General features: G+C 39.3%; 26 protein-coding genes. 8 read left to right on the forward strand and 18 right to left on the reverse strand.

Annotation, left to right across the window (positions count from 1 at the left end):
* The first annotated feature begins 38 nt into the window (after positions 1-38).
* The 7 genes from LI149_RS00915 to LI149_RS00945 all read left to right on the forward strand — a co-directional run bounded on the left by LI149_RS00915 (position 39) and on the right by LI149_RS00945 (position 5,653).
* Positions 39-1,415, forward strand: coding sequence for an HlyD family efflux transporter periplasmic adaptor subunit (locus LI149_RS00915; RefSeq protein WP_173789446.1), 1,377 nt, complete (start codon positions 39-41; stop codon positions 1,413-1,415).
* A gap of 13 nt (positions 1,416-1,428) precedes the next feature.
* Complete coding sequence (locus LI149_RS00920) at positions 1,429-2,133, forward strand: YggS family pyridoxal phosphate-dependent enzyme (RefSeq protein WP_227078262.1); 705 nt, start codon at positions 1,429-1,431, stop codon at positions 2,131-2,133.
* Between the two features lie 13 nt (positions 2,134-2,146).
* A complete protein-coding gene (locus LI149_RS00925; protein WP_005332757.1) occupies positions 2,147-2,695 on the forward strand; it encodes a cell division protein SepF in 549 nt (182 codons plus the stop codon).
* 38 nt (positions 2,696-2,733) lie between these two features.
* On the forward strand, positions 2,734-3,489 hold the full coding sequence (locus tag LI149_RS00930) for an RNA-binding protein (RefSeq protein WP_022278481.1): 756 nt from the start codon (positions 2,734-2,736) through the stop codon (positions 3,487-3,489).
* 59 nt (positions 3,490-3,548) lie between these two features.
* On the forward strand, positions 3,549-4,058 hold the full coding sequence (gene lspA / locus LI149_RS00935) for a signal peptidase II (protein WP_029730490.1): 510 nt from the start codon (positions 3,549-3,551) through the stop codon (positions 4,056-4,058).
* Positions 4,036-4,944 carry an RluA family pseudouridine synthase gene (locus LI149_RS00940; RefSeq protein WP_173786011.1) on the forward strand — a complete coding sequence of 303 codons (909 nt, stop codon included), beginning with the start codon at positions 4,036-4,038 and terminating at the stop codon, positions 4,942-4,944. Before lspA ends, LI149_RS00940 begins: the two co-directional genes overlap by 23 nt.
* 64 nt (positions 4,945-5,008) lie before the next feature.
* Positions 5,009-5,653: an AAA family ATPase gene (locus tag LI149_RS00945; RefSeq protein ID WP_005332761.1), complete on the forward strand. Its 645-nt coding sequence runs from the start codon at positions 5,009-5,011 to the stop codon at positions 5,651-5,653.
* Between the two features lie 193 nt (positions 5,654-5,846).
* Here LI149_RS00945 and LI149_RS00950 read toward each other — a convergent pair whose 3' ends face one another.
* Together LI149_RS00950 and LI149_RS00955 are read right to left on the reverse strand one after the other, a co-directional pair.
* Positions 5,847-6,932: a tyrosine-type recombinase/integrase gene (locus LI149_RS00950; protein ID WP_005332763.1), complete on the reverse strand. Its 1,086-nt coding sequence runs from the start codon at positions 6,930-6,932 to the stop codon at positions 5,847-5,849.
* Between the two features lie 335 nt (positions 6,933-7,267).
* Entirely contained in the window at positions 7,268-7,657 is a 390-nt protein-coding gene (locus tag LI149_RS00955; protein ID WP_227142882.1) for a LysM peptidoglycan-binding domain-containing protein, read from the reverse strand.
* A 292-nt stretch (positions 7,658-7,949) separates the two neighbouring features.
* Here LI149_RS00955 and lexA point away from each other — a divergent pair, with 292 nt between their 5' ends.
* Positions 7,950-8,567 (forward strand): transcriptional repressor LexA, encoded by a 618-nt coding sequence (gene lexA, locus LI149_RS00960; protein WP_029732398.1) that lies wholly within the window; start codon positions 7,950-7,952, stop codon positions 8,565-8,567.
* Positions 8,568-8,692: 125 nt separating this feature from the next.
* On the opposite strand, the gene rsfS is transcribed toward lexA, so the two are convergent.
* The 16 genes from rsfS to LI149_RS01040 all read right to left on the reverse strand — a co-directional run bounded on the left by rsfS (position 8,693) and on the right by LI149_RS01040 (position 23,301).
* Positions 8,693-9,043: a ribosome silencing factor gene (gene rsfS / locus LI149_RS00965; RefSeq protein WP_227142883.1), complete on the reverse strand. Its 351-nt coding sequence runs from the start codon at positions 9,041-9,043 to the stop codon at positions 8,693-8,695.
* A gap of 102 nt (positions 9,044-9,145) precedes the next feature.
* On the reverse strand, positions 9,146-9,727 hold the full coding sequence (gene yqeK / locus LI149_RS00970) for a bis(5'-nucleosyl)-tetraphosphatase (symmetrical) YqeK (protein WP_005332788.1): 582 nt from the start codon (positions 9,725-9,727) through the stop codon (positions 9,146-9,148).
* Positions 9,699-10,325 carry a nicotinate-nucleotide adenylyltransferase gene (gene nadD / locus LI149_RS00975; RefSeq protein ID WP_040015479.1) on the reverse strand — a complete coding sequence of 209 codons (627 nt, stop codon included), beginning with the start codon at positions 10,323-10,325 and terminating at the stop codon, positions 9,699-9,701. The genes yqeK and nadD overlap by 29 nt, the downstream gene beginning before the upstream one ends.
* Before the next feature lie 56 nt (positions 10,326-10,381).
* Positions 10,382-10,672 (reverse strand): ribosome assembly RNA-binding protein YhbY, encoded by a 291-nt coding sequence (gene yhbY / locus LI149_RS00980; RefSeq protein WP_005332792.1) that lies wholly within the window; start codon positions 10,670-10,672, stop codon positions 10,382-10,384.
* 26 nt (positions 10,673-10,698) lie between these two features.
* Positions 10,699-11,988 carry a GTPase ObgE gene (gene obgE, locus LI149_RS00985; RefSeq protein ID WP_227142884.1) on the reverse strand — a complete coding sequence of 430 codons (1,290 nt, stop codon included), beginning with the start codon at positions 11,986-11,988 and terminating at the stop codon, positions 10,699-10,701.
* Positions 11,989-12,100: 112 nt separating this feature from the next.
* On the reverse strand, positions 12,101-12,382 hold the full coding sequence (gene rpmA, locus LI149_RS00990; protein ID WP_005332800.1) for a 50S ribosomal protein L27: 282 nt from the start codon (positions 12,380-12,382) through the stop codon (positions 12,101-12,103).
* Positions 12,383-12,387: 5 nt separating this feature from the next.
* Positions 12,388-12,720 (reverse strand): ribosomal-processing cysteine protease Prp, encoded by a 333-nt coding sequence (locus tag LI149_RS00995; RefSeq protein WP_005332802.1) that lies wholly within the window; start codon positions 12,718-12,720, stop codon positions 12,388-12,390.
* Between the two features lie 20 nt (positions 12,721-12,740).
* On the reverse strand, positions 12,741-13,049 hold the full coding sequence (gene rplU, locus LI149_RS01000; protein ID WP_005332804.1) for a 50S ribosomal protein L21: 309 nt from the start codon (positions 13,047-13,049) through the stop codon (positions 12,741-12,743).
* A 196-nt stretch (positions 13,050-13,245) separates the two neighbouring features.
* Positions 13,246-14,037, reverse strand: a complete 792-nt coding sequence (locus tag LI149_RS01005; RefSeq protein WP_147566958.1) for an amidohydrolase family protein — start codon at positions 14,035-14,037, stop codon at positions 13,246-13,248.
* Between the two features lie 10 nt (positions 14,038-14,047).
* Complete coding sequence (locus LI149_RS01010; protein WP_022278385.1) at positions 14,048-15,379, reverse strand: aspartate kinase; 1,332 nt, start codon at positions 15,377-15,379, stop codon at positions 14,048-14,050.
* Between the two features lie 86 nt (positions 15,380-15,465).
* Positions 15,466-16,074 carry an HAD family phosphatase gene (locus tag LI149_RS01015; RefSeq protein WP_168933562.1) on the reverse strand — a complete coding sequence of 203 codons (609 nt, stop codon included), beginning with the start codon at positions 16,072-16,074 and terminating at the stop codon, positions 15,466-15,468.
* A 54-nt stretch (positions 16,075-16,128) separates the two neighbouring features.
* Positions 16,129-16,614: a Cys-tRNA(Pro) deacylase gene (ybaK, locus tag LI149_RS01020; protein WP_022278387.1), complete on the reverse strand. Its 486-nt coding sequence runs from the start codon at positions 16,612-16,614 to the stop codon at positions 16,129-16,131.
* An 84-nt stretch (positions 16,615-16,698) separates the two neighbouring features.
* Positions 16,699-17,418, reverse strand: a complete 720-nt coding sequence (locus LI149_RS01025) for a TIGR03936 family radical SAM-associated protein (RefSeq protein ID WP_173789451.1) — start codon at positions 17,416-17,418, stop codon at positions 16,699-16,701.
* Positions 17,402-19,267, reverse strand: coding sequence for a TIGR03960 family B12-binding radical SAM protein (locus LI149_RS01030; RefSeq protein ID WP_227142885.1), 1,866 nt, complete (start codon positions 19,265-19,267; stop codon positions 17,402-17,404). The genes LI149_RS01025 and LI149_RS01030 overlap by 17 nt, the downstream gene beginning before the upstream one ends.
* 313 nt (positions 19,268-19,580) lie before the next feature.
* Positions 19,581-20,927, reverse strand: a complete 1,347-nt coding sequence (locus LI149_RS01035; protein ID WP_117658559.1) for an MATE family efflux transporter — start codon at positions 20,925-20,927, stop codon at positions 19,581-19,583.
* A 136-nt stretch (positions 20,928-21,063) separates the two neighbouring features.
* Positions 21,064-23,301: an NlpC/P60 family protein gene (locus LI149_RS01040; protein ID WP_227142886.1), complete on the reverse strand. Its 2,238-nt coding sequence runs from the start codon at positions 23,299-23,301 to the stop codon at positions 21,064-21,066.
* Positions 23,302-23,356: the final 55 nt, after the last annotated feature.

The following is a 23,356-nucleotide window of genomic DNA, read 5'->3' on the forward strand; positions in this document are numbered from 1 at the left end:
TTGTCTAAGAATCTTGAATCATTAAAAGGAGGCCGACGTTGGCAGAAAATCATACTACAAACATTACTGCATTTCGGAAAAAATGGAATATTAATATCGGAATTGTCATCTTTGGAGTGGTATTCATATATCTGCTTGTCACGGTTCTTATGTACCTGACAAGTAAGCATATTTCGGCATATGAAGTCAGAGAGGGCAGCATTTTAAAAGATAATGCCTATACCGGACTGGCAATTCGCAATGAAGAGGTCGTGACTGCCGAGCAGTCAGGTTATATTAACTATTTTGTGTCAGAAGCCAGCAAAGTTGGTGCAAAAACAAAAGTATATTCTCTTTCTCCGAAACAATTAGAATTTAATGACACAATTTCTACAGATTCGCAGGAACTGACTGCCGAAGAACGAGATTCCATCTATTTAAAGACCCAGTCCTTTAGTGAAAATTACAATGGCAGCAGTTTCAACGAGGTTTATTCTTTAAGAGATGAAATTTCCTCTGTTCTGGAAAGCAAATCTAATCAAAGTCGTCAGGCACAATTAGATGAGATGGTACAGGCAGGTACTGACGGGCTTCAGGTATTCAATGCTCAGTCCGACGGTGTGATTCTTTATTCTACAGATGGATATGAGAATCTGACCGTCAGTGATGTCACTGCTGATATGCTTTCAAAAAAGAACTATAATTCCGTAAACATAAAAAACAATTCAAAGGTAAATTCCGGAGAAGCTATCTATAAACTTGTGAAAGACGATGACTGGTCACTGGTCATTCCACTGGATGATAAAACAGCTAAAAATCTGGCTGATACGAAAAGCGTAAAGGTTCAGTTCACAAAAGATCAGGTGAAAGAACGTGCCTCTTTTCAAGTATACAGTGCAAAAAACACAAACCTTGGTATCCTTACATTTCATACTTCCATGGTTCGCTATGCGAAAGACCGTTATCTGGATATTGAATTAATTTTAGAAGATGAATCCGGACTTAAAATTCCAAAGTCCTCTGTGACAAAAAAAGACTTTTATCTTGTACCGGAAAATTATCTGACACAAGGCGGCAACAGTAAAGAAACTGGTGTTTTAATCCATAACGATTCTGACGATGCCCAGTTTAAAAAAGTTGATGTCTATTATCGAGATACAGAAACTGGCATGGTTTATCTGGATCCAAATGCATTTGATAAAAATACAACTTTAATAAAACCTGATTCAACTGAAACATACAAGCTTAAGAAAACAAAATCTTTACAGGGAGTCTATAATATCAATAAAGGATATGCTGTATTTAAACAAATCCATATACTGTGTGAAAGTGATGAATACTATATCGTTGAATCTGGAAATTCCTATGGTCTGGCTAATTATGACCATATTGCACTTGTTGGCAAAGATGTAAGAGAAAATGATATTGTTTATTAAGGAGCTGATAAAAATGTTAAAAGAAAATCTGGAAAATGTAGAACAGAAAATTCAGGCTGCATGCGAAAGAAGTGGGCGTGACCGCTCAGAAGTTACTCTGATCGCAGTCAGTAAAACCAAACCGGCAGAAATGGTCCAGGAAGCTTATGATCTTGGAATCCGTCTTTTCGGTGAAAATAAAGTTCAGGAAATCATGGATAAGTCGGAATTACTTCCTGCTGATATTCACTGGCATATGATCGGCCATCTTCAGCGCAACAAGATCAAATACATCATTGATAAAGTGGATTTGATTCATTCTGTTGACAGTTTGAGACTTGCCGAAGCGATTGAAAAAGAAGCAGCTAAGAAACATGTAATTGCAAAAGTCCTGATTGAAGTAAATGTAGGAAGAGAAGAGAGCAAATTCGGATTTCTTCCGGAAGAATTAGATGATTTTGTTGAAAAAGCTTCTGATTTTTCACATATTCAGTTTATGGGACTCATGACAAGCGCTCCATTTGTTGATAATCCAGAAGAAAATAGACCAATTTTCGCAGAATTAAGGAAATTATCTGTTGACATAGCGCGTAAAAACGCCCATAATATGTCTATGAGTATACTTTCCATGGGTATGACCAATGATTATGAAGTTGCAATTGAAGAAGGTGCAACAATGGTTCGTGTGGGAACAGCCATTTTTGGTGCCCGTAATTATGCTCAAACAAACGTAAGATAGGAGATATTACAAAATGGGAGTATTAGATAAGTTTTTGGACATCATGAAGTTAAGTGATGATGATGAGTATGATGAAGATGACTTCTTTGATGATGACGAATATGATGATGAATACGAAGAAAAGCCAAAAAAGAGTATCTTCCGCAGAGAAAAGACTCATGATGAAAGCGACGAAGACGATTACGAGCTTCCTGCCAAGTCTCAGCAGCGTCCGGCCCGTTCTAATAATAAAGTAACTCCGATGCGTCAGCCAGCACGTCGCACAGGTGTAAGCATGGAAGTCTGTGTTATTAAACCGACATCTGTAGAAGATGCCAGAGAGATCACTGAAACATTATTAAGCGGACGTACTGTTATTCTGAATCTGGAAGGACTGGATCTTGAGGTTGCTCAGAGAATCATTGATTTTACATCTGGTGCTACATATGCAATCAGTGGAAATCTTCAGAAGATATCCAATTACATCTTCCTTGTCACACCTACTAATGTTGACATTTCCGGAGATTTACAGGATTTACTGAACACTTCTCTTGACACATCTTCAATGCGTACAAGATTTTAATTAAAAGTTTTTCAGAGTATTTATAATAGTGAGTGTTTATGAATAAAGAGGAACAATTATTAGAAAAACGGCTGATTGAATTATCTAATCTTGCATTCAGCCGTGATATTGTTACATTTTCAGATTTTCTGAATTTGAATGAATTGAATATCCTGCACAGGACCCCGAAAGATCAGTTTAAAGCGAGGTTCGAAACGTATGGAGGTTATGAGTTAGCAGAGCGTCAGATGGTTGCATTTCTACCTGATGCTCTTTATTATGACTACGGTTACCCAATGCAGGCTCTTAAGATCTGTCCGGTGAACAAGCGTTTTGCAGAAGATCTGACACATCGTGATTATCTGGGGGCTATTATGAATCTTGGAACCAGTCGTACCAAGATCGGTGATATTATTCAAACAGACGATGGTGCTATTGTTTTTGTAAAAGAGGAGATTTCAGACTATATTATGAAAAATCTCACACGGATCAGGCATACAACTATCACCGTGGAACGCAGAGAACTTTCAGATATTTCCTATGAACCTCATTTTGAGGAATTGAAAGGAACAGTTCCTTCCGTACGCCTTGACACTGTGCTTTCGGTCGCATACCCACTTTCCCGGAGTAAGCTGACCACATATATCGAAGCTGCAAAAGTGTTTGTAAACGGTAAACTGATCACGAATAATGGCTATCATCTGAATGAAGGCGATTTGATTTCCGTCCGTGGACTTGGACGAATCGCTTATGCAGGAATTCTGTCCGAGACAAAAAAAGGACGTTACATGATTTCTCTTAGAAAATATATTTAAAATATCCGGAATATGACAGTATTTTTGAAACTTCGAATCAGAAAGGACTTTTATAAATTATGGATTCAATAAAATCACGCGGCAGACATTATATTTCAGCAATATTACTTGTATTAGTTGGTGTATGGTTCGATCAGTTCACAAAAACTTTAGCTGTGGATCATCTAAAAGGGCAGGATCCTTTTATTCTGATCAAAAATGTGTTTCAGTTTGAATACCTAGAGAATCACGGAGCAGCATTTGGCATTCTGCAGAATAAACAGATTTTCTTTTTTATCATTGTACTGATCATTTCAGTATTTATTATCTGGTTCTATCTGCATGTCCCAATGACAAAAAAACTACTGCCATTACGAATTTGTGCCGTATTTATTTTCTCTGGTGCAATTGGCAATTTTATTGATCGGTTAAAACTAGGATATGTCGTGGATTTCTTTTATTTTAAACTGATCGACTTTCCAGTTTTCAATGTAGCTGACATCTATGTAACAGTCGGAACATTTATACTTGCTTTTTTATTGTTGTTTTATTATAAGGAGGAAGACCTTGACAGAATATTTCACAGTTGAAAATGAAGAAGGAGACCGTATTGACCGTTATCTTGCTGAGGAGATGCCGGAACGATCTAGATCATATCTTCAAAAATTAATTAAAGAACAATATATTAAAGTCAACAACAAGCCTGTAAAAGCCAATTACAGGCTTGTTTTAGGTGACAGGGTAGAAGTATGTATCCCAGAGGCAAAAGAACCCGATATCGAGCCAGAAAACATTCCTCTGGACATTTTATATGAAGATGAAGATGTAATTGTCGTCAATAAGCCAAAACAAATGGTAGTCCATCCTGCCCCTGGGCATTACAGTGGAACATTGGTCAATGCTTTAATGTATCATTGTGGTAATAAGCTCTCCGGTATCAACGGCACTTCCCGTCCCGGAATCGTACACCGCATCGATATGGATACAACCGGTTCTCTGATCATCTGTAAAAATGACATGGCTCACCAGAGCCTTGCTGTGCAATTAAAAGAACACTCTATTAATCGAATTTACGAAGCCATTGTACATGGAAATATCAAAGAAGAAGAAGGAACTGTAAATGCACCTATCGGACGTCATCCAACAGATCGTAAGAAAATGAGCATCCATGCTAAAAATGCAAGAAATGCCATTACCCATTACAAAGTGCTGAAACGCTTTGGCGACTACACTTATATCCAATGTAAGCTTGAAACCGGGCGTACACATCAAATTCGCGTACACATGGCAAGTATTGGACACCCACTTCTCGGTGATCAGGTATATGGCCCCAAAAAATGTCCATTTCCCAAGCTCGTAGGGCAGACCCTGCATGCTAGAACACTTGGATTTATCCACCCACGTACTAATGAATATATTGAAGTAAATGCTCCTTTACCTGATTATTTTTTGAATTTATTAGAGAAATTAAATTAAATTTTCTATACATTTCACGCAATTTATAGTATAATGTCTATATATTTAAAGGAGCGTGATAAATATGACAAATACAATTATTACAATCGGACGTGAATTTGGTAGTGGAGGATGCGAGATAGGTCATAAATTAGCTGAAAAATTAGGTATTAAATGTTACGACAAAGATATGCTGGATCTTGCAGCAAAAGAAAGCGGAATATGCCAGGAGATTTTTGAAAGCCATGATGAAAAACCAACAAACAGCTTTCTGTATTCTCTGGTAATGGATACATATTCCTTTGGTTATTCATCCGGAAGTTATACGGATATGCCATTAAATCATAAGGTTTTTCTTGCACAATTTGATGCGATAAAAAAGATTGCAAAAGCTGGACCTTGTGTTCTTGTCGGAAGATGTGCAGATTATGCATTAGAAGATAATCCTGAGCTTTTAAGCGTATTTATTCATGCAAATATGGATGCCCGTATCCGCCGTATCGCACGTGATTTTGATCTGACAGATGCAAAGGCAAAAGATATGATCCGTAAGACAGATAAACAGCGTAGCAGCTATTATAATTATTATACAAACAAACGCTGGGGAGATGCAAACAGCTATCAGTTCTGTCTGGATAGTTCCAAACTCGGCATTGAAGGTACTGTTGACGCTATTCTTAAACTGATTGAAATCAAAGATGATCAGAAAATTAATAAAAAGATATACTAAATGAAAAAATCCCGGGTATCATAGTTGAGACCTTTTAACTTCAGTCTTATATAACAATAAAAAATAAGAAAGTGGAACATTTTCTCAGTCAGAAATAGATTCTGCTTTCTTATTTTTTATTCAACTGTTTTAGTTTTTTGTTTGAATACTATTTTCTTACATCAAAAATCAAAAAAATTTTAATTTTTAAAATTTATTCTCTTAATTTCACTGCCGAAGCCGCCATACGGCGTCTGTCTTCATCAATAGCTGCATAATGTTTTTTGGTCGTATTAACATCTTTATGCCCCAGGACATCTGCCACAAGATAAATATCACCTGTTTCCTTATATAGCGACGTGCCATAGGTACTACGAAGCTTATGAGGTGTGATTTTTTTATTCGGAGTTACCTGACGGGCATATTTCTTCACCATATTCTCAATTGCCTGAACCCCCATACGCTTTCTTTGCGTTGACAAAAATAAGGCTTCTTCATGGCCGGAGAGGGGAGTAATGACTTTCCTGTCAGCTTCAATGTAATTCTCAAGTGCATCCGCAACCTCATCACCAAAATAAACAACCATCTGGCTTCCGCCTTTTCGCGTAACCGTAATTCCATTATTCTTAAAATCTACATCTGTAAGATTTAAACCTACACACTCTGAAACACGGATTCCAGTACCGAGAAGAAGTGTAAGAATCGCCAGATCACGATTCTTTGTTTTTTGATAATATGCAAGTGCCTGTCCAGTCAGATGTTCACCTGCAGATTCCACATAATCCAAAAGCATTGCCACCTCATCAATATCCAAACGTATAATCGCCTTGTCATGAAGCTTAGGCATATCTACTAAAAGCGTCGGATTCGTGGCAATGTACTGATGCTTAAAGTAATACGAATAAAAGCTTCTAAGCGCTGACATTTTACGTTTTAACCCACGTTCACCGTTGGTAATCATTTCGTTGTCCTCACGCTTATAAACCTTCAGATATTCCATATATTCTTCAATATCAACAGGCTCAATACGCTCCAGATCCTGAACCCGGAACTGATCCATCGTATAATTCTTGTAAATCGGATTATTTTCTAATAAAAAATGAAAGAACACCCGGATATCATATGCATAATTGATTCTCGTCTTTGCAGACGATTTAGGCTCCATAGCCCGGAAATAATCCTTCGCGAATGGCGGCAAAGTCTTTAAGACTTCTCTAAGTCTCAGTGTCTGGTCTATCTGTGTTTGCTTGTAATAATCGCTGGTCATAGTTGATGATTTAGTTATTGTTTTGTCTGCCATAATATTTTCCCCTCGTATTAATTACGTTATGTGTCTATATAATCTTTTAAATATTGGAATATCCTTTATTTCATATAAAAATCTACGTAAATTATACCATAACTTCATCTTCATATCTACATCTTTTGGAAAAATCGGTGTTTGTCGTATAGATTGATTTAACTTCTTGTAATTCTATTGTCAATTCTCTTCTTAGTATAAAGACAGGGCATAAAACTATCTCTAATCTTATGCCCTGTCCATGGGTGAGTGTTTATATATAAGAGAATAACATTCTTATATATCTGAGTAATAAAATATATCTTAAACGCTATATTATTTACACAACAGACTAATTATCTTGCCTGTGTGTCATAATAAGCTACTGTAAGGTATTGTCCAGCGTGAATCTGATCTGATGTAAGTCCGTTAATAGACATTACTTCATCAATATAGTCATAAATAGAATCGTAGTCATCACCTCTGTATTCTTTAGCGATTTCCCATAACGTATCACCTTCTTTGATCTCAATGCTCTTGTAAAATTTCTGTTCTGGCTGTTCACTCTTATCGTGGGCGGATACCAGATTGCTTCCAAGTGCAATACTTAGTCCAACAATCATAATAAATGCTACAATCCAAAGTGTTAATGTGTCTCTGTATGTCTTATGCGTTTTCGATTGACACTTTCCTGATTCTGTTCTTCCCATTGTTCTTTCTACTGCATATTCGTTACCCATTCTCATAACTTTTACACTCCTCTTTTTTGATTCCCTAACATGAAATTCTAAATTGTAACTATATCTTTTTGTAGTATCGAATGAATGTTCTCGAACTTTTGTTCGTGATTATATTATATCGAACAGTTGTTTGGATGTCAATATCTTTTTATAAAAATCCGAACATATTTTCTAAACATTTGTTTGCTTTTTAATATGCCCTGTGATAAAATATAACCATCAAATTAGAGACGCTATATCACTAAACTATAAGTATATAGAATGGCTGATATGAATATACGGGAGGATTATTATAATTATGGCACAGGGTAAGATTACTCCAAAACAACAAGAGATTTTAGATTATATCAAATCACAGATACTGGAACGTGGATTTCCACCTGCAGTACGTGACATATGTGAAGCTGTTCATCTAAAATCTACTTCTTCTGTCCATTCTCATCTTGAGACATTGGAGAAGAATGGATATATTAAGCGTGACCCGACAAAACCGAGGGCAATTGAGATTTTAGATGAGTCTTTTAATTTTAACAGACGTGAGATGGTCAATGTTCCGCTAATCGGTCGTGTAGCAGCCGGAGAACCTCTTCTGGCACAGCAGAATATCGAGAACTACTTTCCTATTCCGATGGAATTCATGCCGAATAATCAGACCTTCATGCTGACTGTTTGCGGTGAGAGTATGATCAATGCAGGTATTCTTAACGGGGATATGGTACTGGTAGAGCAACAGCAGACAGCAGATAACGGAGATATGGTTGTTGCATTGATCGATGATGGTGCAACTGTAAAGACTTTTTATAAAGAAGAGGGATTTATCAGACTTCAACCGGAGAACGACTTTATGGATCCGATCATCGTAAGAGACTGCCAGATTCTTGGCAAGGTGATTGGTGTATTTAGATTCTTTAAATAATTTTGACATGCAATTTCCTATTACATTATATAAAAAACGGTATGACCTGCGCCATACCGTTTTTTATATTCCACTCTTCTGTTGTATCTAAATGATGTTGGGGTCAAAAACCCCAACTATGATGCCTACGGATTGTTCATCTCAACGTCTTTTCCATCACTCCAGATTCTCTCCAGATTATAGAATGGACGGTTTTCTCTGTCAAAAATATGAATGATGATATCACCGTAATCCAGAAGTACCCATGTACCGCTGTTATTACCTTCCTGCTCTTTTAACTCATATCCGGCTTTATGCATCTTCTCTTCTACATTGTCAACAAGTGCACCTACCTGACTGTCACTGGTTCCGTTTGTTATAACAAAATAATCTCCAATGACAGATATCCCAGATATATCGATCACACGAATATCTTCACCCTTTTTCTCATCCAGTGCCTGATATGCTACGCGTGCCATTTCCAATGCCTGATTCATTCTGTCTCCTCCTGTTATTTTAAATTTGCAGGAATGCGAGTGATTTTGTTGCCCGTCACCTATCGTGGACGCCATCGCCCATCGCATATCTGCTATTAATTATTAATGTTTTGAATAAAGTTCATTGTAATATTGATAAGTCTCTTCGGTTGTCTGATCAATTGGCATGTCCTGCGCTTTCAGATACACCAGGGAATCTCGCAAAATACGATACAGACACTTATCAATATCTTCAAATGCCAAATGTCTCACATCCATCATATTGGGCAGCTCTTTGCGCCCCGGCTCCATATAATCTGCAATATATACAATCTTTTCTAAAAGACTCATTCCCGGACGTCCTGTCGTATGAGAACGAATTGCCATAAGAATCTCTTCATCTTCTATATCATACTTATCTTTCGCCAGATAAGCACCTAATTTTGCATGCAAGAGACTTGGATTCTTTCGTTCGATTTCTGAAATCTCCAGATTGTATTTTTCGCACATTTTTATCTTTGTATGTCCTGGAATGCATTTTGCGCAATCATGTAAAAGTCCGGCAAGTAAGGCCTTTTTCAAATCTGCGCCATAACGCATTGCCAGTGCTGCTGAAGTATACATTACCCCCTGTGTATGGCGATAGCGGTCTTCATCCAGTTCTTTCATTAATTTTTTACTGATTTTTTCGATTTCCTGATCCATACAGTCCTTCCTTTCTGATGTAAGCTTCGACTTCTGCCGGAATGTATTCTGACACAGGTTCTCCTGATTCTATAAGTTTTCTGATTTCATGAGACGATACGTGTTCTAAAGGCATTGCAAGGAACTTTATATATGCTCCATATTTCCCTTTAAGCATCTGTATCTGTCCATTTAAGGACTCTTTGGTCGCCGCCTCATCTCTGCACGCTGCAAGAATAATACATGCCTTAAAAAGCCTTTCCGGGTGTTTCCATGTTTCGATTGAAAAAAGGGAATCTGCTCCTATGATAAAATAAAATTCATCGTCCGGATACATTTTCCGAAAATGTTCCATCGTTTTATAGGAGTAAGATACTTTTTCCCGCTTCGCTTCATATTCCTGCAGATAAAACTGCTTATTAGCTTTTATTGCAATCCGGGTCATGGCAATTCTTTCATGAATATCTGACTCAATAGAAGACTGTTTTTTATGCGGAGGCATTCCATTTGGCATAAACCAGATCTGATCCAGATCGAACTGCGTAAGTGCAGTCCGGGCAAGATGTAAATGTCCATTGTGGATCGGATCAAATGTACCTCCCATAATTCCTATCTTCATAGATATCACCTCACTGATACCATACATTTTTTTGTTACTGCTTCTTCTGATATCATTTACGGAAGGACAATCTTCTTATTCTTATCTTTTCCTTCTTTATAAAGAACAATTTTTTTGCCGATTACCTGAACAACCTGAGAATGTGTACGCTCTGCCAGCATACTTGCCAATTCTTTTGGATCGTCTGCACAGTTCTTCAGAACACTAATCTTAATCAGTTCTCTTGCTTCCAGTGCCTCAGCGATTGCTTTTGTAAATTCTGGTGTCATACTGCTTTTTCCAATCTGAAAGATTGGATCCATAGTCATAGCCAGACCCTTTAAATATGCTCTCTGCTTCGTTGTCATAACGTGATTTTAATTTCCTTTCTATTTTATTTGTAATAATCGAACTGAAGGCCATACATTTTCACAGTATCTCCTTCTTCTATTCCAAGTTCTTCAAGCTGCTCCAGGATTCCTGTATCCTTTAAGAACTTCTGGAAGAACGCAAATCCTTTTTCCGAATCCAGGTTCGTGTAACCAAGCATCTTCTCAATCTTTGGTCCTTCTACTATATACATATCGTCTTCTTTCTCAACTGTATATGGAAGATCCAGATTAATAAGTTCTTCATCCGGGAAGTACTCAGGCTCGAAGATGATCGGCGCAACATCCAGCTTCTCAATTTCAGTAGAAACATAATAAAGAAGCTCTTTGATTCCTGCTCCTGTAACACCAGAAATTGGAAATACTTTGATTCCCTGCGGTTCAAATTCTTTTTTCAGACGTTCTACCGGATTTTCTGACTCACCATCATCGTAAATCAGGTCTACTTTATTCGCTGCAATGACTTGTGGTCGGCTTGCAATCTCTGCATTGTATGCATGTAGCTCTGCATTGATCTTATGAATATCATCCACTGGATCACGTCCTTCACTTCCTGCTGCATCTACAACATGAATCATCATCTTTGTACGCTCAATATGTCTCAAAAATTCATGTCCAAGTCCGATACCTTCAGATGCTCCCTCAATGAGTCCCGGAATATCCGCGATAACAAATCCGTTTGCGCCTTCAAGATCAACAACTCCAAGGTTCGGATTGAGTGTTGTAAAGTGATAATTTGCAATTTTCGGCTGTGCATTGGTTACTCTGGAAAGAAGTGTAGATTTTCCGACATTCGGGAAACCTACCAGTCCAACGTCAGCGATTACCTTAAGCTCAAGTTTTACCATCAGCTCTTTTGCCGGCTGTCCAGGCTGTGCATACTTCGGAATCTGCATAGTCGCTGTCGCAAAATGCTGATTTCCAAGGCCTCCTTTTCCACCTTTTAAGATGACCTGACGTCTGTTGTCTCCAGACATATCGGCAATGACCTTGCCTGACTCAGCCTCTTTGATGACAGTCCCTTCAGGAACTTTCAATACGATATCATCAGCGTCTTTACCATGGCATCTCTTTTTTCCGCCTGGTTCACCGTCTTTCGCTGCATATTTTCTGCGGTGTCTGTAATCCTGAAGAGTATTCAATCCTTCGTCCACTTCAAAGATTACATCTCCGCCACGACCACCGTCACCGCCGTCCGGTCCGCCGTTGGGAACATATAATTCTCTTCGGAAACTGACGTGTCCATCGCCACCTTTTCCGGATCTGATCGATATTGTCGCTCTGTCTGCAAACATGTTCTTTCTCCTTTTTTATAATAAAATGCTGTTTTATGATAAAGAAAAAAGATGCTGCACATAACTAACAACTAGCATCAGTTATATTGCAGCATCTTTTGCTCATTCTTAATTATGCTACTGGATAGATAGAAACCTGTTTCTTATCTCTTCCTTTTCTTTCAAATCTTACAACGCCATCAACGAGAGCGAATAATGTATCATCTCCGCCACGTCCTACGTTAAGACCTGGGTGAATCTTTGTTCCACGCTGTCTGTAAAGGATATTACCAGCTTTTACAAACTGTCCGTCAGCTCTCTTAGCACCAAGTCTCTTAGACTCGGAATCTCTACCGTTCTTTGTAGAACCAACTCCTTTTTTATGAGCAAAAAACTGAAGATTTAAGTTCATCATGGTTGTTACACCTCCTCGAAAGTTAAATCAATATATTCTTCGTAGTTCTCGTCATCAGCCATTCCTTTGAGTCCGAGAATCATCGTGTTCAGAAGAAGTCCGGCTTCTTTAGAAGGATTACCTTCCAGATGCCAAGAAATCATGCCTGTCTCTTCATCAGAAAATACAGAAAATGCATCTTCTGTATAAAGTTCAATTGCATTCATCGTATTGATAATCAATACCGATGCTGCTGCACACACAATATCCTGTCCTGGATCTGCATATTCAGCATGTCCCTCTGTCTGAAATCCTGTACATTCTTCCTTCTCATTTTGATAAATGACTACATGAATCATGGATAATCTCCAAAAATTAATTATGCATTAATCTTCTCGATCTTAACTGCAGTGTACTGCTGTCTGTGACCGTTTTTCTTATGGTATCCAGTTTTTCTCTTATACTTGTAAACGATAACTTTTCTTGCTTTACCGTTCTCAACTACAGAAGCTTCAACTGTTGCACCTTCAACAGTCGGATTACCAACCTTTAATCCGTCGTTGCTTACTGCGAGCACCTGGTCGAAAGTATAAGTCTCTCCAGCCTCAACACCAAGCTTCTCTACTTTAATGATATCGCCTTCAGCTACTTTGTACTGTTTACCACCTGTTGCTATAATTGCGTACATATGGCACCTCCTATTATCATTACTCGCCAATTACGGTGTCTGCAAAATAATTTTGCAAGACTTTAAAACCTCATTGTGCGGCATACCTGTATATATTAGCATATGATTTTTCAAAAATCAAGTCTTTTTCCAAAAATTCAAAAATAATTTTCAACGCTTATCAAAAACTGCAGAACCGTTCACAATTAATGTGTAATTATAATCCCAGTAATTTTACTGCTGTCCCAGCAAAAATCTGATTTCGTTCTTCCTCTTCCAAAGGCATTTCCTTCAAAATCTCTACAAACTTTTTCTGATCTGCCCACGGAGAATCAGTTCCAAATACAATCCTGTCTGCACCGTGTTCGCGTACCATACGAAGGAACTGTTCTTGCGGCATACGGTCAAGAATCACACCTGTATCAAAATAAACATTTCTTCCAACCAGCCGTTCTTCCACCTCACTCCAGAGCTCATTACCACCCATGTGTGCAAGCACCAGTTTCTCTGGTTCCACTTCATTCAATACTTCTTCTGCCATGGCCGGCGTGCAGTGTATATTATCCGGACACTTCGGATCTTGACCTGCATGCACGCTGATTATCAGTCCAAGCTCAGTAGCATAGGAAATAATTCTCTTATAACGGATATCGTTAAAATAAGTATCCTGATAATCCGGATGAAGTTTGATTCCTTTCATGCCCATATCCTGAATCTGTTTCAGTTCTTCTTTATAATTCTCACTTTCCGGATGCAGACTTCCAAAAGAAATGAGTGTCCCTTCCTGAAAATGTGTTGCAAATTCATTGATTGTATGAAACTGACCTGGTCTGGTTGCAATCGGAAGCACGATAGAATGATCAATACCTGCCTGTTTTGTAGATTCTTTTAGCCCTTTCCATGTTCCATCGGTAAACGGATTCATGTCACCGCCTGTCTTTGACAGGAAATCAATCGTTCTTGCAGCAATTTTATCCGGAAACATATGCGTGTGAAAATCTATGATCATAGTTTCTCCTCTAAATTCTTGTATTTACAAAAATGTCATAAATTGCTTTAATTGCTGCATCAAAATCGTGATTTCTCACACCAATGATAATATTCAGCTCACTGGAACCCTGATCGATCATCTTTACGTTAACATTTGCATGTGCCAGTGCTGAGAATATTCTTCCGGAAGTTCCTCTTGTGGCACGCATACCGCGTCCTACAACCGCGATCAGCGCAAGATCTGATTCCAGTTCCAGGAAATCCGGTTCAACTGCACGATGGATTCCCGCAATCACTTTCTGCTCTCGCTCAGCAAATTCGTCCTGATGAACGAAGATTGTCATAGTGTCAATTCCAGATGGCATATGTTCAATAGAAATTCCATTATCTTCAAATACTGTCAGAACTTTACGACAGAACCCTACCTCTGAGTTCATCATGGCTTTTTCAACTGTAATGGAGGCAAAATCCTTCTTACCAGCCACACCAGTGATTGTAAATCTCGGTTTCTGGCATGTTGCTTCAACAATCAGAGTTCCCTTGTCTTCCGGAGCATTAGTATTCCGGATGTTGATTGGAATTCCTTCTCTTCTTACAGGGAAGATTGCGTCTTCATGAAGAACTGTTGCACCCATGTAAGACAACTCACGAAGCTCTCTGTAAGTAATCACGTCGATTGCCTTTGGATTCTTGATAATACGCGGATCTGCAATCAGGAAACCTGATACGTCTGTCCAGTTCTCATACATATCTGCATGTACTGCTCTTGCTACGATAGAACCTGTAATATCAGATCCTCCTCTGGAAAATGTATGGATTGTTCCGTCCGGATTAGATCCATAGAATCCAGGAATGACTGCCCGCTCTGTATGCGCCAGTCTCTCGGATAATACTTCGTTTGTCTTCTCAGCGTCAAATTCTCCTTCTTCATCAAAGAAAATGACTTCAGCTGCATCAATAAATTCATATCCCAGATAAGCTGCCATGATAATACCATTCAGATATTCTCCTCTGGAAGCAGCGTAATCTCTCCCGATCTTTTTACTGAAGTTTTCCTGAATCGTCTTAAATTCATCGTCCAGAGAAATCGTAAGCTCCAATCCATTAATAATAGAATCATATCGATCTTTGATAACTTTCAGGATTTCTTCAAAATCCTCTTCTCTGTCATCATCTAAAATTGCCTGTCCGTAACATTTATACAAAAGGTCTGTCACTTTTGTGTCACCAGAATGACGCTTTCCAGGCGCTGACGGAACCACATAACGTCTTGTCTCTTCTTTTCGGATAATAGCTCCTACTTTTTTGAACTGAGCAGCACTAGCCAGTGAGCTTCCTCCGAATTTTACGACCTTTATCATCTTTTTTGTATTCCTCCACATAACATAATCTAGTAATGCTGAATAATTTATCATCCAATGAAAAAACTATCTTCTGATATATTACATTATTTTTCAAGCATCTGCAATGGAATATCTGTATTAAATACGACTCCATTTATGCCCACCTTTCGTGCACCTTCCACATTTTCAGGTCTGTCATCAAAGAACAGTGCCTGTTCCGGAACGATTTTATAACGCTTAAGAAGTATCTCATAAATTTTTGGATCCGGCTTCATACATTTCTCCTTCCAGGAAAATACCCCTCCGTGAAATGTTTTCAAAAAGCTTAATTGCTCCTCTGACTGACAGTACATTTCGTCAGAATAATTGGACAGATAGTACATTTTCATTCCTTTTTCACGAATATACGAAAGCCAACGTTCTGTTACCGGATACGGGACAATGGACGCGCCAAATCCTTCGAACACTTTGCGGATATCTCCCTCAATCTCCGGATCATTTTCAATAAACGAGTCAAGCCACTCCTGTGTCGTGTAAAGTCCGGAATCACCTTTATCCCAGTCATCACTGCGAAATACTGCATCTGCCACACGGTCAAACATCGCACCTTCATAACCAAGATCATGAAGATAGTCCTCCCACGCAAAATGTATCAATACATTTCCAATATCAAAAATTACGGTATCAATATTTTCTGTCAGGTAATTATCCATAATTGTCTCTCCTTCTTTCAAGAATGCCTCGGCATTCTCGCAAAAAATCCTCTGTTAATCTTTATGAATAACATCAGCAAACTGTGCGTTTGCGGCTTTTGCAAGATCTTCAGGCAACAAAGTCAATTGCATGCCCAGCTTTCCACCGCTGACATGCATATGATCCAGTTCTTTTGCATCTTCCTGGATCACTGTCGGGAACTGTTTCTTCATTCCGATTGATGTACAGCCTCCCCGCACATATCCAGTCACCTTTGTCAATTCTTTCAGATGAAGCATCTCCAGTGATTTTTCACCTACAACTTTTGCAGCCTTCTTAAAATCGATTTCTTCCTCGATAGGAATAACAAAGACATAATGCCCACCGCTTTTTCCTGTTGTTACCAGTGTCTTGTATACATATTTATGATCATACCCTAACTTATCCGCAGTCTCAATACCGTCTGAAAATTCATCACATTCATATTCTTCATATTCATATGGAATCTTCATACGATCCAACATACGCATGGCATTTGTCTTTACTTCTTTTTTACTCAAGTCAATCACTCCTTGTCTTATTGAACAAAGAATGCGCCTCGGCACATTCTCGCTGTAAAAAACACGTCAAACTACTCTTTCTAACTAAGAACAGACCATCGGTGTCCCAAGTGCCTCAAGGGGCACCAGTTTTCCAGCCTCGTCCCTTGCATATACATCGAGGCGATTATAGAACAACGGTGCATCTTCCTGCCCAATATATTTCAGAAATGTTTCCATTACAAGATCTGGTTTCAAGTTCTGTTCGCTACCGGTTGCCAAATATAGATATATATATTCTTCCTTTATTTCTGACCCGTAAATCATCGGCTTAATATCAACTTCTTTTTCGCTCTTCTTTGTCTTCTTCCAAACCAAAATCTGCTCCTGACTTAAGAACTCGTCCCAGGATTCTTTCCATTCAGACGGAATATTTCTTCGAACATCCGAACTCTTTCCTGATTCCAGTAAAAACACCTGATAATCGGAGGCTGCCGTAATCGTCATACCACTGGCCTTTTTCTCCTCGGAAATCTGCACCATACTTACCATCTCAATTCCTTCTACGCTGACTGCATTCATTCGGGCCACCGCTTCTTTTGAATCAATCGGCTCTGTCAATTCAATATCCAGATATTCTCCGTCACTGGTAAGGCCGATTCCTAGTGGCTGAGCAAATGACATGATCATATGCGGACTGTATCCGCCACTGAACGCGATCGGTATGTCTGCCCGCCGCATCACTTTTTGAAAGAAACGCATAACATCCAAATGTCCGATAAATTTCATACATCCGTATTTTCGAAATTTAATTCTTGCCTTCAACACAGACACCTCCTCCCCATCTTGCGGCACCACAGCCGGAACACTGCATTCTGCAGTTCGGTGTTACTTCTCCTTTCATAGCTTTGTCCCATTCTTTTCTCAAGAATTTTTTCGTAACACCAATATCAATGAAATCCCACGGGAACACTTCATCTTCATAGCGTTCTCGTAAATTGTAAAATCCAATATCAATTCCAGTATTTTCAAATGCCTGCATCCATTTATCATTGTCGAACTGATCACTCCAGGAATCGTAAATAGCTCCCAGACGATATACTTCCTCAATCAGTTTTCCGACCTTTCGGTCGCCTCTGGCAAGGATACCTTCCAGAACAGTCACTTCTGCATCATGCCAGTTGTACTTCAGACTCTTACGGTTAAGCTGATCTTGAAATGCATGTTTCACAGTGGCAGCTCTTGCAATATATTCTGTATTTTCATACATCGGCGCCCACTGGAATGGAGTGAACGGTTTCGGAATAAAGAAAGAACTACTGGCTGTAATCTGACATTTTCCATTGCGCTGATCCTTTGGAATCTCATAGTAGCGTCTCGCAATTTTATCTGCCAGAACCGCAATCTCTTTCATATCTTCTTCAGTTTCCGTCGGAAGTCCAAGCATAAAGTAAAGTTTTACCTTGTTCCAGCCCCCGTCAAATGCCTGTCCTGCACCACCGAGAATATCCTCTTCCGTAAGTCCTTTATTAATCACATTCCTCATTCTCTGGGAACCAGCCTCCGGTGCAAATGTCACACTGCTTTTCTTAATATCCTGGACACGTTCCATAACATCCAGAGAAAAGGCATCAATTCGAAGAGACGGCAGAGAAATATTGATTCCTTTTCCTTTAAATTCATCGATCAGGAAGTTTACAAGCTCCTTTAGCTGACTGTAATCACTGGAACTTAAGGAACTAAGCGAAATCTCTTCATGCCCGGTGCTCTTTAACATCTTATAAGCATACTGTTTCAAAACCTCTACGTCTTTTTCTCTGGTCGGACGGTACAACATTCCTGCCTGACAGAAGCGGCAGCCTCGGATACAGCCACGCTGGATTTCAAGTACAACACGGTCCTGCGTCGCACGAATAAATGGAACGACCGGATTCTCCGGGTAGACAGCCTCACTCATATCCATTACAAGCTGCTTCTTGATCTTTTCTTTTGCATTTGGATGATTCGGTACAAATGAATCAATCGTGCCATCTTCTTTATATGTTACATCATAGAACGCCGGAACATAGATACCTTCTACCTCTGCAGCTTTTGCCAGATAATCCCATCTGCTTCCACCATTTTTCTTATTTTCTTTGTAAATATCTAAGAGCTGGTCATAAACCGTTTCTCCTTCACCGATATAAAACATATCAAAAAATTCTGCAATCGGTTCCGGATTATAGGTGCAAGGACCGCCGCCAATTACAATTGGATCATCCTCCGTCCTTTCTTTCGCGTGAAGCGGAATTCCACTCAGATCCAGAATCTGCAAAATATTCGTATAGCACATTTCGTACTGGATTGTAATACCGAGAAAATCAAACTCTTTCACTGGATCCTGAGATTCCAATGCAAAAAGAGGAATATGTTCCTCGCGCATCACCTTGTCCAGATCTACCCACGGAGAATAGACACGCTCACACCACACATCCTCACGGCGGTTGAACATGTCATAAAGAATCTGGATGCCAAGATGGGACATTCCAATTTCGTAGACGTCCGGAAAACACATAGCGAACCTGACATCTACCTTTTCCGGGTCTTTCATGACCGAATTATACTCGCCTCCGATATAACGGGCAGGCTTCTCGATTTTTAGTAATATTTCATCATTTAAAGCAAGCTTTCTCATTAAATCTCCTCGATTCTTTGTGCAATATACACAAAGAAATTCTTACTGTTTTTTCTTGTAAAATCATAAATTTTCGTTGTTTTTTGTAACTGTTTTTTTGCTGTATTTTAGTCTATTCTAGAGTGAAAATCGTAAATTACTACAAAACTTCCAAAATTCTAAACACTGACTGACGTTTAGTAATGGTTAACAATATATAATAATATATGGTAATCAGATAATAGTCAATTAAATTCGATTGCATATTTTCCCACATATTATTCACTATCGGTTACATCCAGGATTTCCTGTCAAATCTTAGCATAACCTACTGTTACCCATGCACTTTTCTCCTCACAAAATAAAAGCAAATAACTTGCATCGCAATTGTAATGAGCCATGATGCCGGATATGAAATAAACAGAAATGCCAGCGAACGGTGAGCCGGGAACAACCAGAACACCCATACAATTCTTGTTCCCACTGTACCAATAACGGATAAGATCATCGGTACTGTTGAACGATCCATACCACGGAGTGCCCCTGGAAAAAGATCCATAATTCCGCACAGGAAATATGTCACGGTGGTATATGCAAAAATTTCTATACCACAACGGATTACTTCCGCCTCTTCTGTATATAATCTCAGAATCTCTGCTCCAAATAAATAAACTCCGCCTCCTAATACAAGCGATACGACAACCGTCAGAATCAGGCAATCCATCAATATTTTATCCATACGTTTCAGTTTTCGCAGTCCATAGTTCTGACTGGTAAAGCTCATACATGCCTGTGTGATCGCATTGACAGAGACATATAAGAATCCAAAAATATTATTTGCTGCTGTATATCCGGCCATAGTTGTTGAACCAAATGAATTCACCGAAGATTGAAGCAATGCATTTGAAAAATTAATTACAGTACTTTGAATTCCAGCCGGGATTCCAACCTGGCAGATTGGTTTCAGATATTCTTTCCGTATCTTCAAGCGGGAAAATCGTAACTGGTAGCTGCTCTTAGTTCTGTATAAACAACCAATTACCAGTACACAGGAAATAAATTGTGAAGTCACCGTTGCAATTGCAACTCCTGCCACGTCCAGATGGAATACAATAACAAGCAACATATTTAAGCATGCATTGACCACTCCGGAAATAATCAGGAATATCAGCGGCCGTTTCGTATCTCCGACAGCTCTTAATATGGCTGCGCCGTAATTATAAAGCATAAAAAAAGGCATACCCAGGAAATAAATTCTCATATACAACGTTGCCTGATCAATAACATCAGAAGGGGTACCCATAATCTCAAGCGCAAGTCTTGAAAAAAATAATCCCACAAAAATCATAATAATTCCACTGATCAAAGCAAACATCATCGCTGTATGAACGGTCTCGGACATTTCTTCATGCTTTCCCGCTGCATAGTATCGGGCAGCTAATACATTTGCACCAAGAGAAATACCAATAAATAAGTTTGTAAAAAGATAAATAAGCGCTGTCGTTGCCCCTACTGCCGCAAGAGACTGGCTTCCACTGAATCTTCCTACGACTACAATATCCACCGCATTGAACATTAACTGCAGCATACCGGATAACATCAACGGCAATGCAAATGATATTAACTTGTCCATGATTGATCCATTACACATATCAATCTCGTATTTGTTTTCCCTGCTCATAATTTTCTTCCTTTTTATTATCCTCTATATGAAAATAAACGCCTGTGTTTTTAGCTCAGAAAAGACAGCAAAGCATGATTTCATTACTTTACTGTCTCTCATTTTGCAATTCATAATAAATCTTCAAAAAAAATTCTTACTTCACCAGATATACAGAGGCATTTGCCACGCCAAGCGCCTCTGCCTCTTCATGGCTGTTCACATAGATATCAATGTGATTCTGCTTAATCGCTCCACCACAGTCTTCTGCTGTAAATATATGTCCTCCGATGATAACTTTTGTTCCGTATGGAATGACACTTGGATCAACTGCAATGGTTCTTCCTTCTGCCACACGGCTTCCTGTTGCTGTAATTCCATCTGCTTTATTACAACACTTTTCGCATGCGCAGTAGTATGTAATCTTAAAATTCCCAAGACATGTACCATACATATCTGTCGTCGCATTGACTTCTCCAATGCCTCCATCAACAACTACCTCATTATCCTCCAATATACGAGTTGCCCACACTGCATTTTCCGTATTGACAGTGCCACTGATAATTCCGGCTTTCGTGTTGGCTGCCTCAATCGTTTTTCCATCGCCAGCATACATGACTACATGATAAACATGTCCCGCTTTTGCGTAGAAAATCAGATCTCCCGGCTGGGCATCTTCCACAGGAATCTGTGTCCCATACTGACTCTGATCTTGTGCAACTCTTGGAAGTTCATATCCGTATGCCTTATAAATCTGCTGCACAAATCCCGAACAGTCTGCCCCTTCTGTCAGACTGGTTCCTCCCCAGACATATGGATTACCTATAAACTGAGACGCATATTCCAAAATAGATTCTCGAACTGCTCCATTCGGAGTTCCTTCTTTTGTAGACATCAGTGTATAGTAAAGTGCCTGATTCTCTTCTGGCGATATGATTTCTTCTGCAGTCTGATAGTGATCCTCACCTGTAATCTCCACCTGTGTGGTTACTTCATCTCCAGTATTCAGATATTGTCTTGCCACAAATCCACGCACATCTGCGGACTCCACATATACCCAGTCAGAATCCGCATCTGCAAGCACATAACAAAGTGCTCCCTGATTCATCGTTCCCACGATTCTGGATTCTGTACCTTTGCCCTCACGTACATTCAGCATCGTCGCATTTACCGTCGCATAATTCTTATCTGCAACAGTTTGATTTACCGTTGCACGCAGATACGTATATGCCTGATTTTCCAGTGGTGAAACTAATGTCTGGGCAATTGCTGCCGTTCCTTCAATTCCAGTATATTCAGTCCCATTCTCTGCTGCAGTTTTCTTTGCTTCTTTTTGATAAACTTCCAAAAGTTTCTGCGCTGCATTGCTGGTATAAACTTCTGATGCTTTCACAAATCCTCTGACATTACCGGACTCTACGTAAAGCCAGCCATTTTCTTCTTCTTTTAAAATGTAAAGAAGACCATTCTTATCAAGTTTACCAATGTAACGGACCTGCTCAGCATTCTGATCTGTTACATTCTCGTTTAGCGTCACATCGTCTTCTGTCTGTTGCTGTTCGGTAATAAGCTCTGCGTGAATTGCTGCTTTTTTATTCTGCTCTGCCTTTTCGTAAATGGCATTTAACTTTTTTGCTTCTTTTTTCGCAGCCTTTTTATCTGCTTTCAAAGACTCATCTGATGTGTCGGCGGTTCCATCTATTCCTTCCGGAATGGATTCTCTGACATACAGATCATCCTTTGCAAATGCATAAGTTCTCGCAACTGTCCAAAATCTGAAATCATCAATAATCTGTGGAAGTTTTACAATCTGCTGCCTGGAAATTAAATCCTCATTACTTGCTGTTTCTGTATTCTCAGTTTGAACCGCTTCCTCCTGATTAGCTTGCCCATTCTGATCTGTCTCTGTATTTTCTATATTGTCAGCAGGAGTTTCCGGTTCATCTGGATCACTCGGTGTTGTCGGTGCTTCCGGCTCACTCGGTTCTGCCGGTGTTTCCGGTATTTCCGGTTCACTCGGTTCTGTCGGTGTTGTCGGTATTTCCGGTTCGCTCGGTTCTACGGGTGTTCCCAGTTCTGTTACTCGTTCTCCGGTTGTCGGATCTACCTTCTGTCCAGTCGTCACATCTTTCAGAAACTTATCGGTGTCCAGCTTCACCTCATTGCGCTGAATCATTCCAAGTACTACTTCAGATACTTTTACTAAAGTTTCTGAACCATCGACTTTTTTAGCCAGTACATTTTGTACCCCTGCCTGTTGTTCCATCGTACTGTCAGATGTATTATCATCTGCAAGTACTGAAATCGGTGTGCCAAATGTCATGCCAACTGCCAGAATCCCTGCCAATGTCTTTGTTCCTTGTTTTTTTATAATGTTTGTCCTTTTAGCTTTCACAAGTTGTCCCTTCTTAACTATTGAATAATATTCAAGAATGCCTCGGCATTCTTGC

The sequence above is a fragment of the Dorea sp. 210702-DFI.3.17 genome (assembly GCF_020560825.1).
GTDB classification, from domain to species: Bacteria; Bacillota; Clostridia; order Lachnospirales; family Lachnospiraceae; genus Dorea; species Dorea formicigenerans.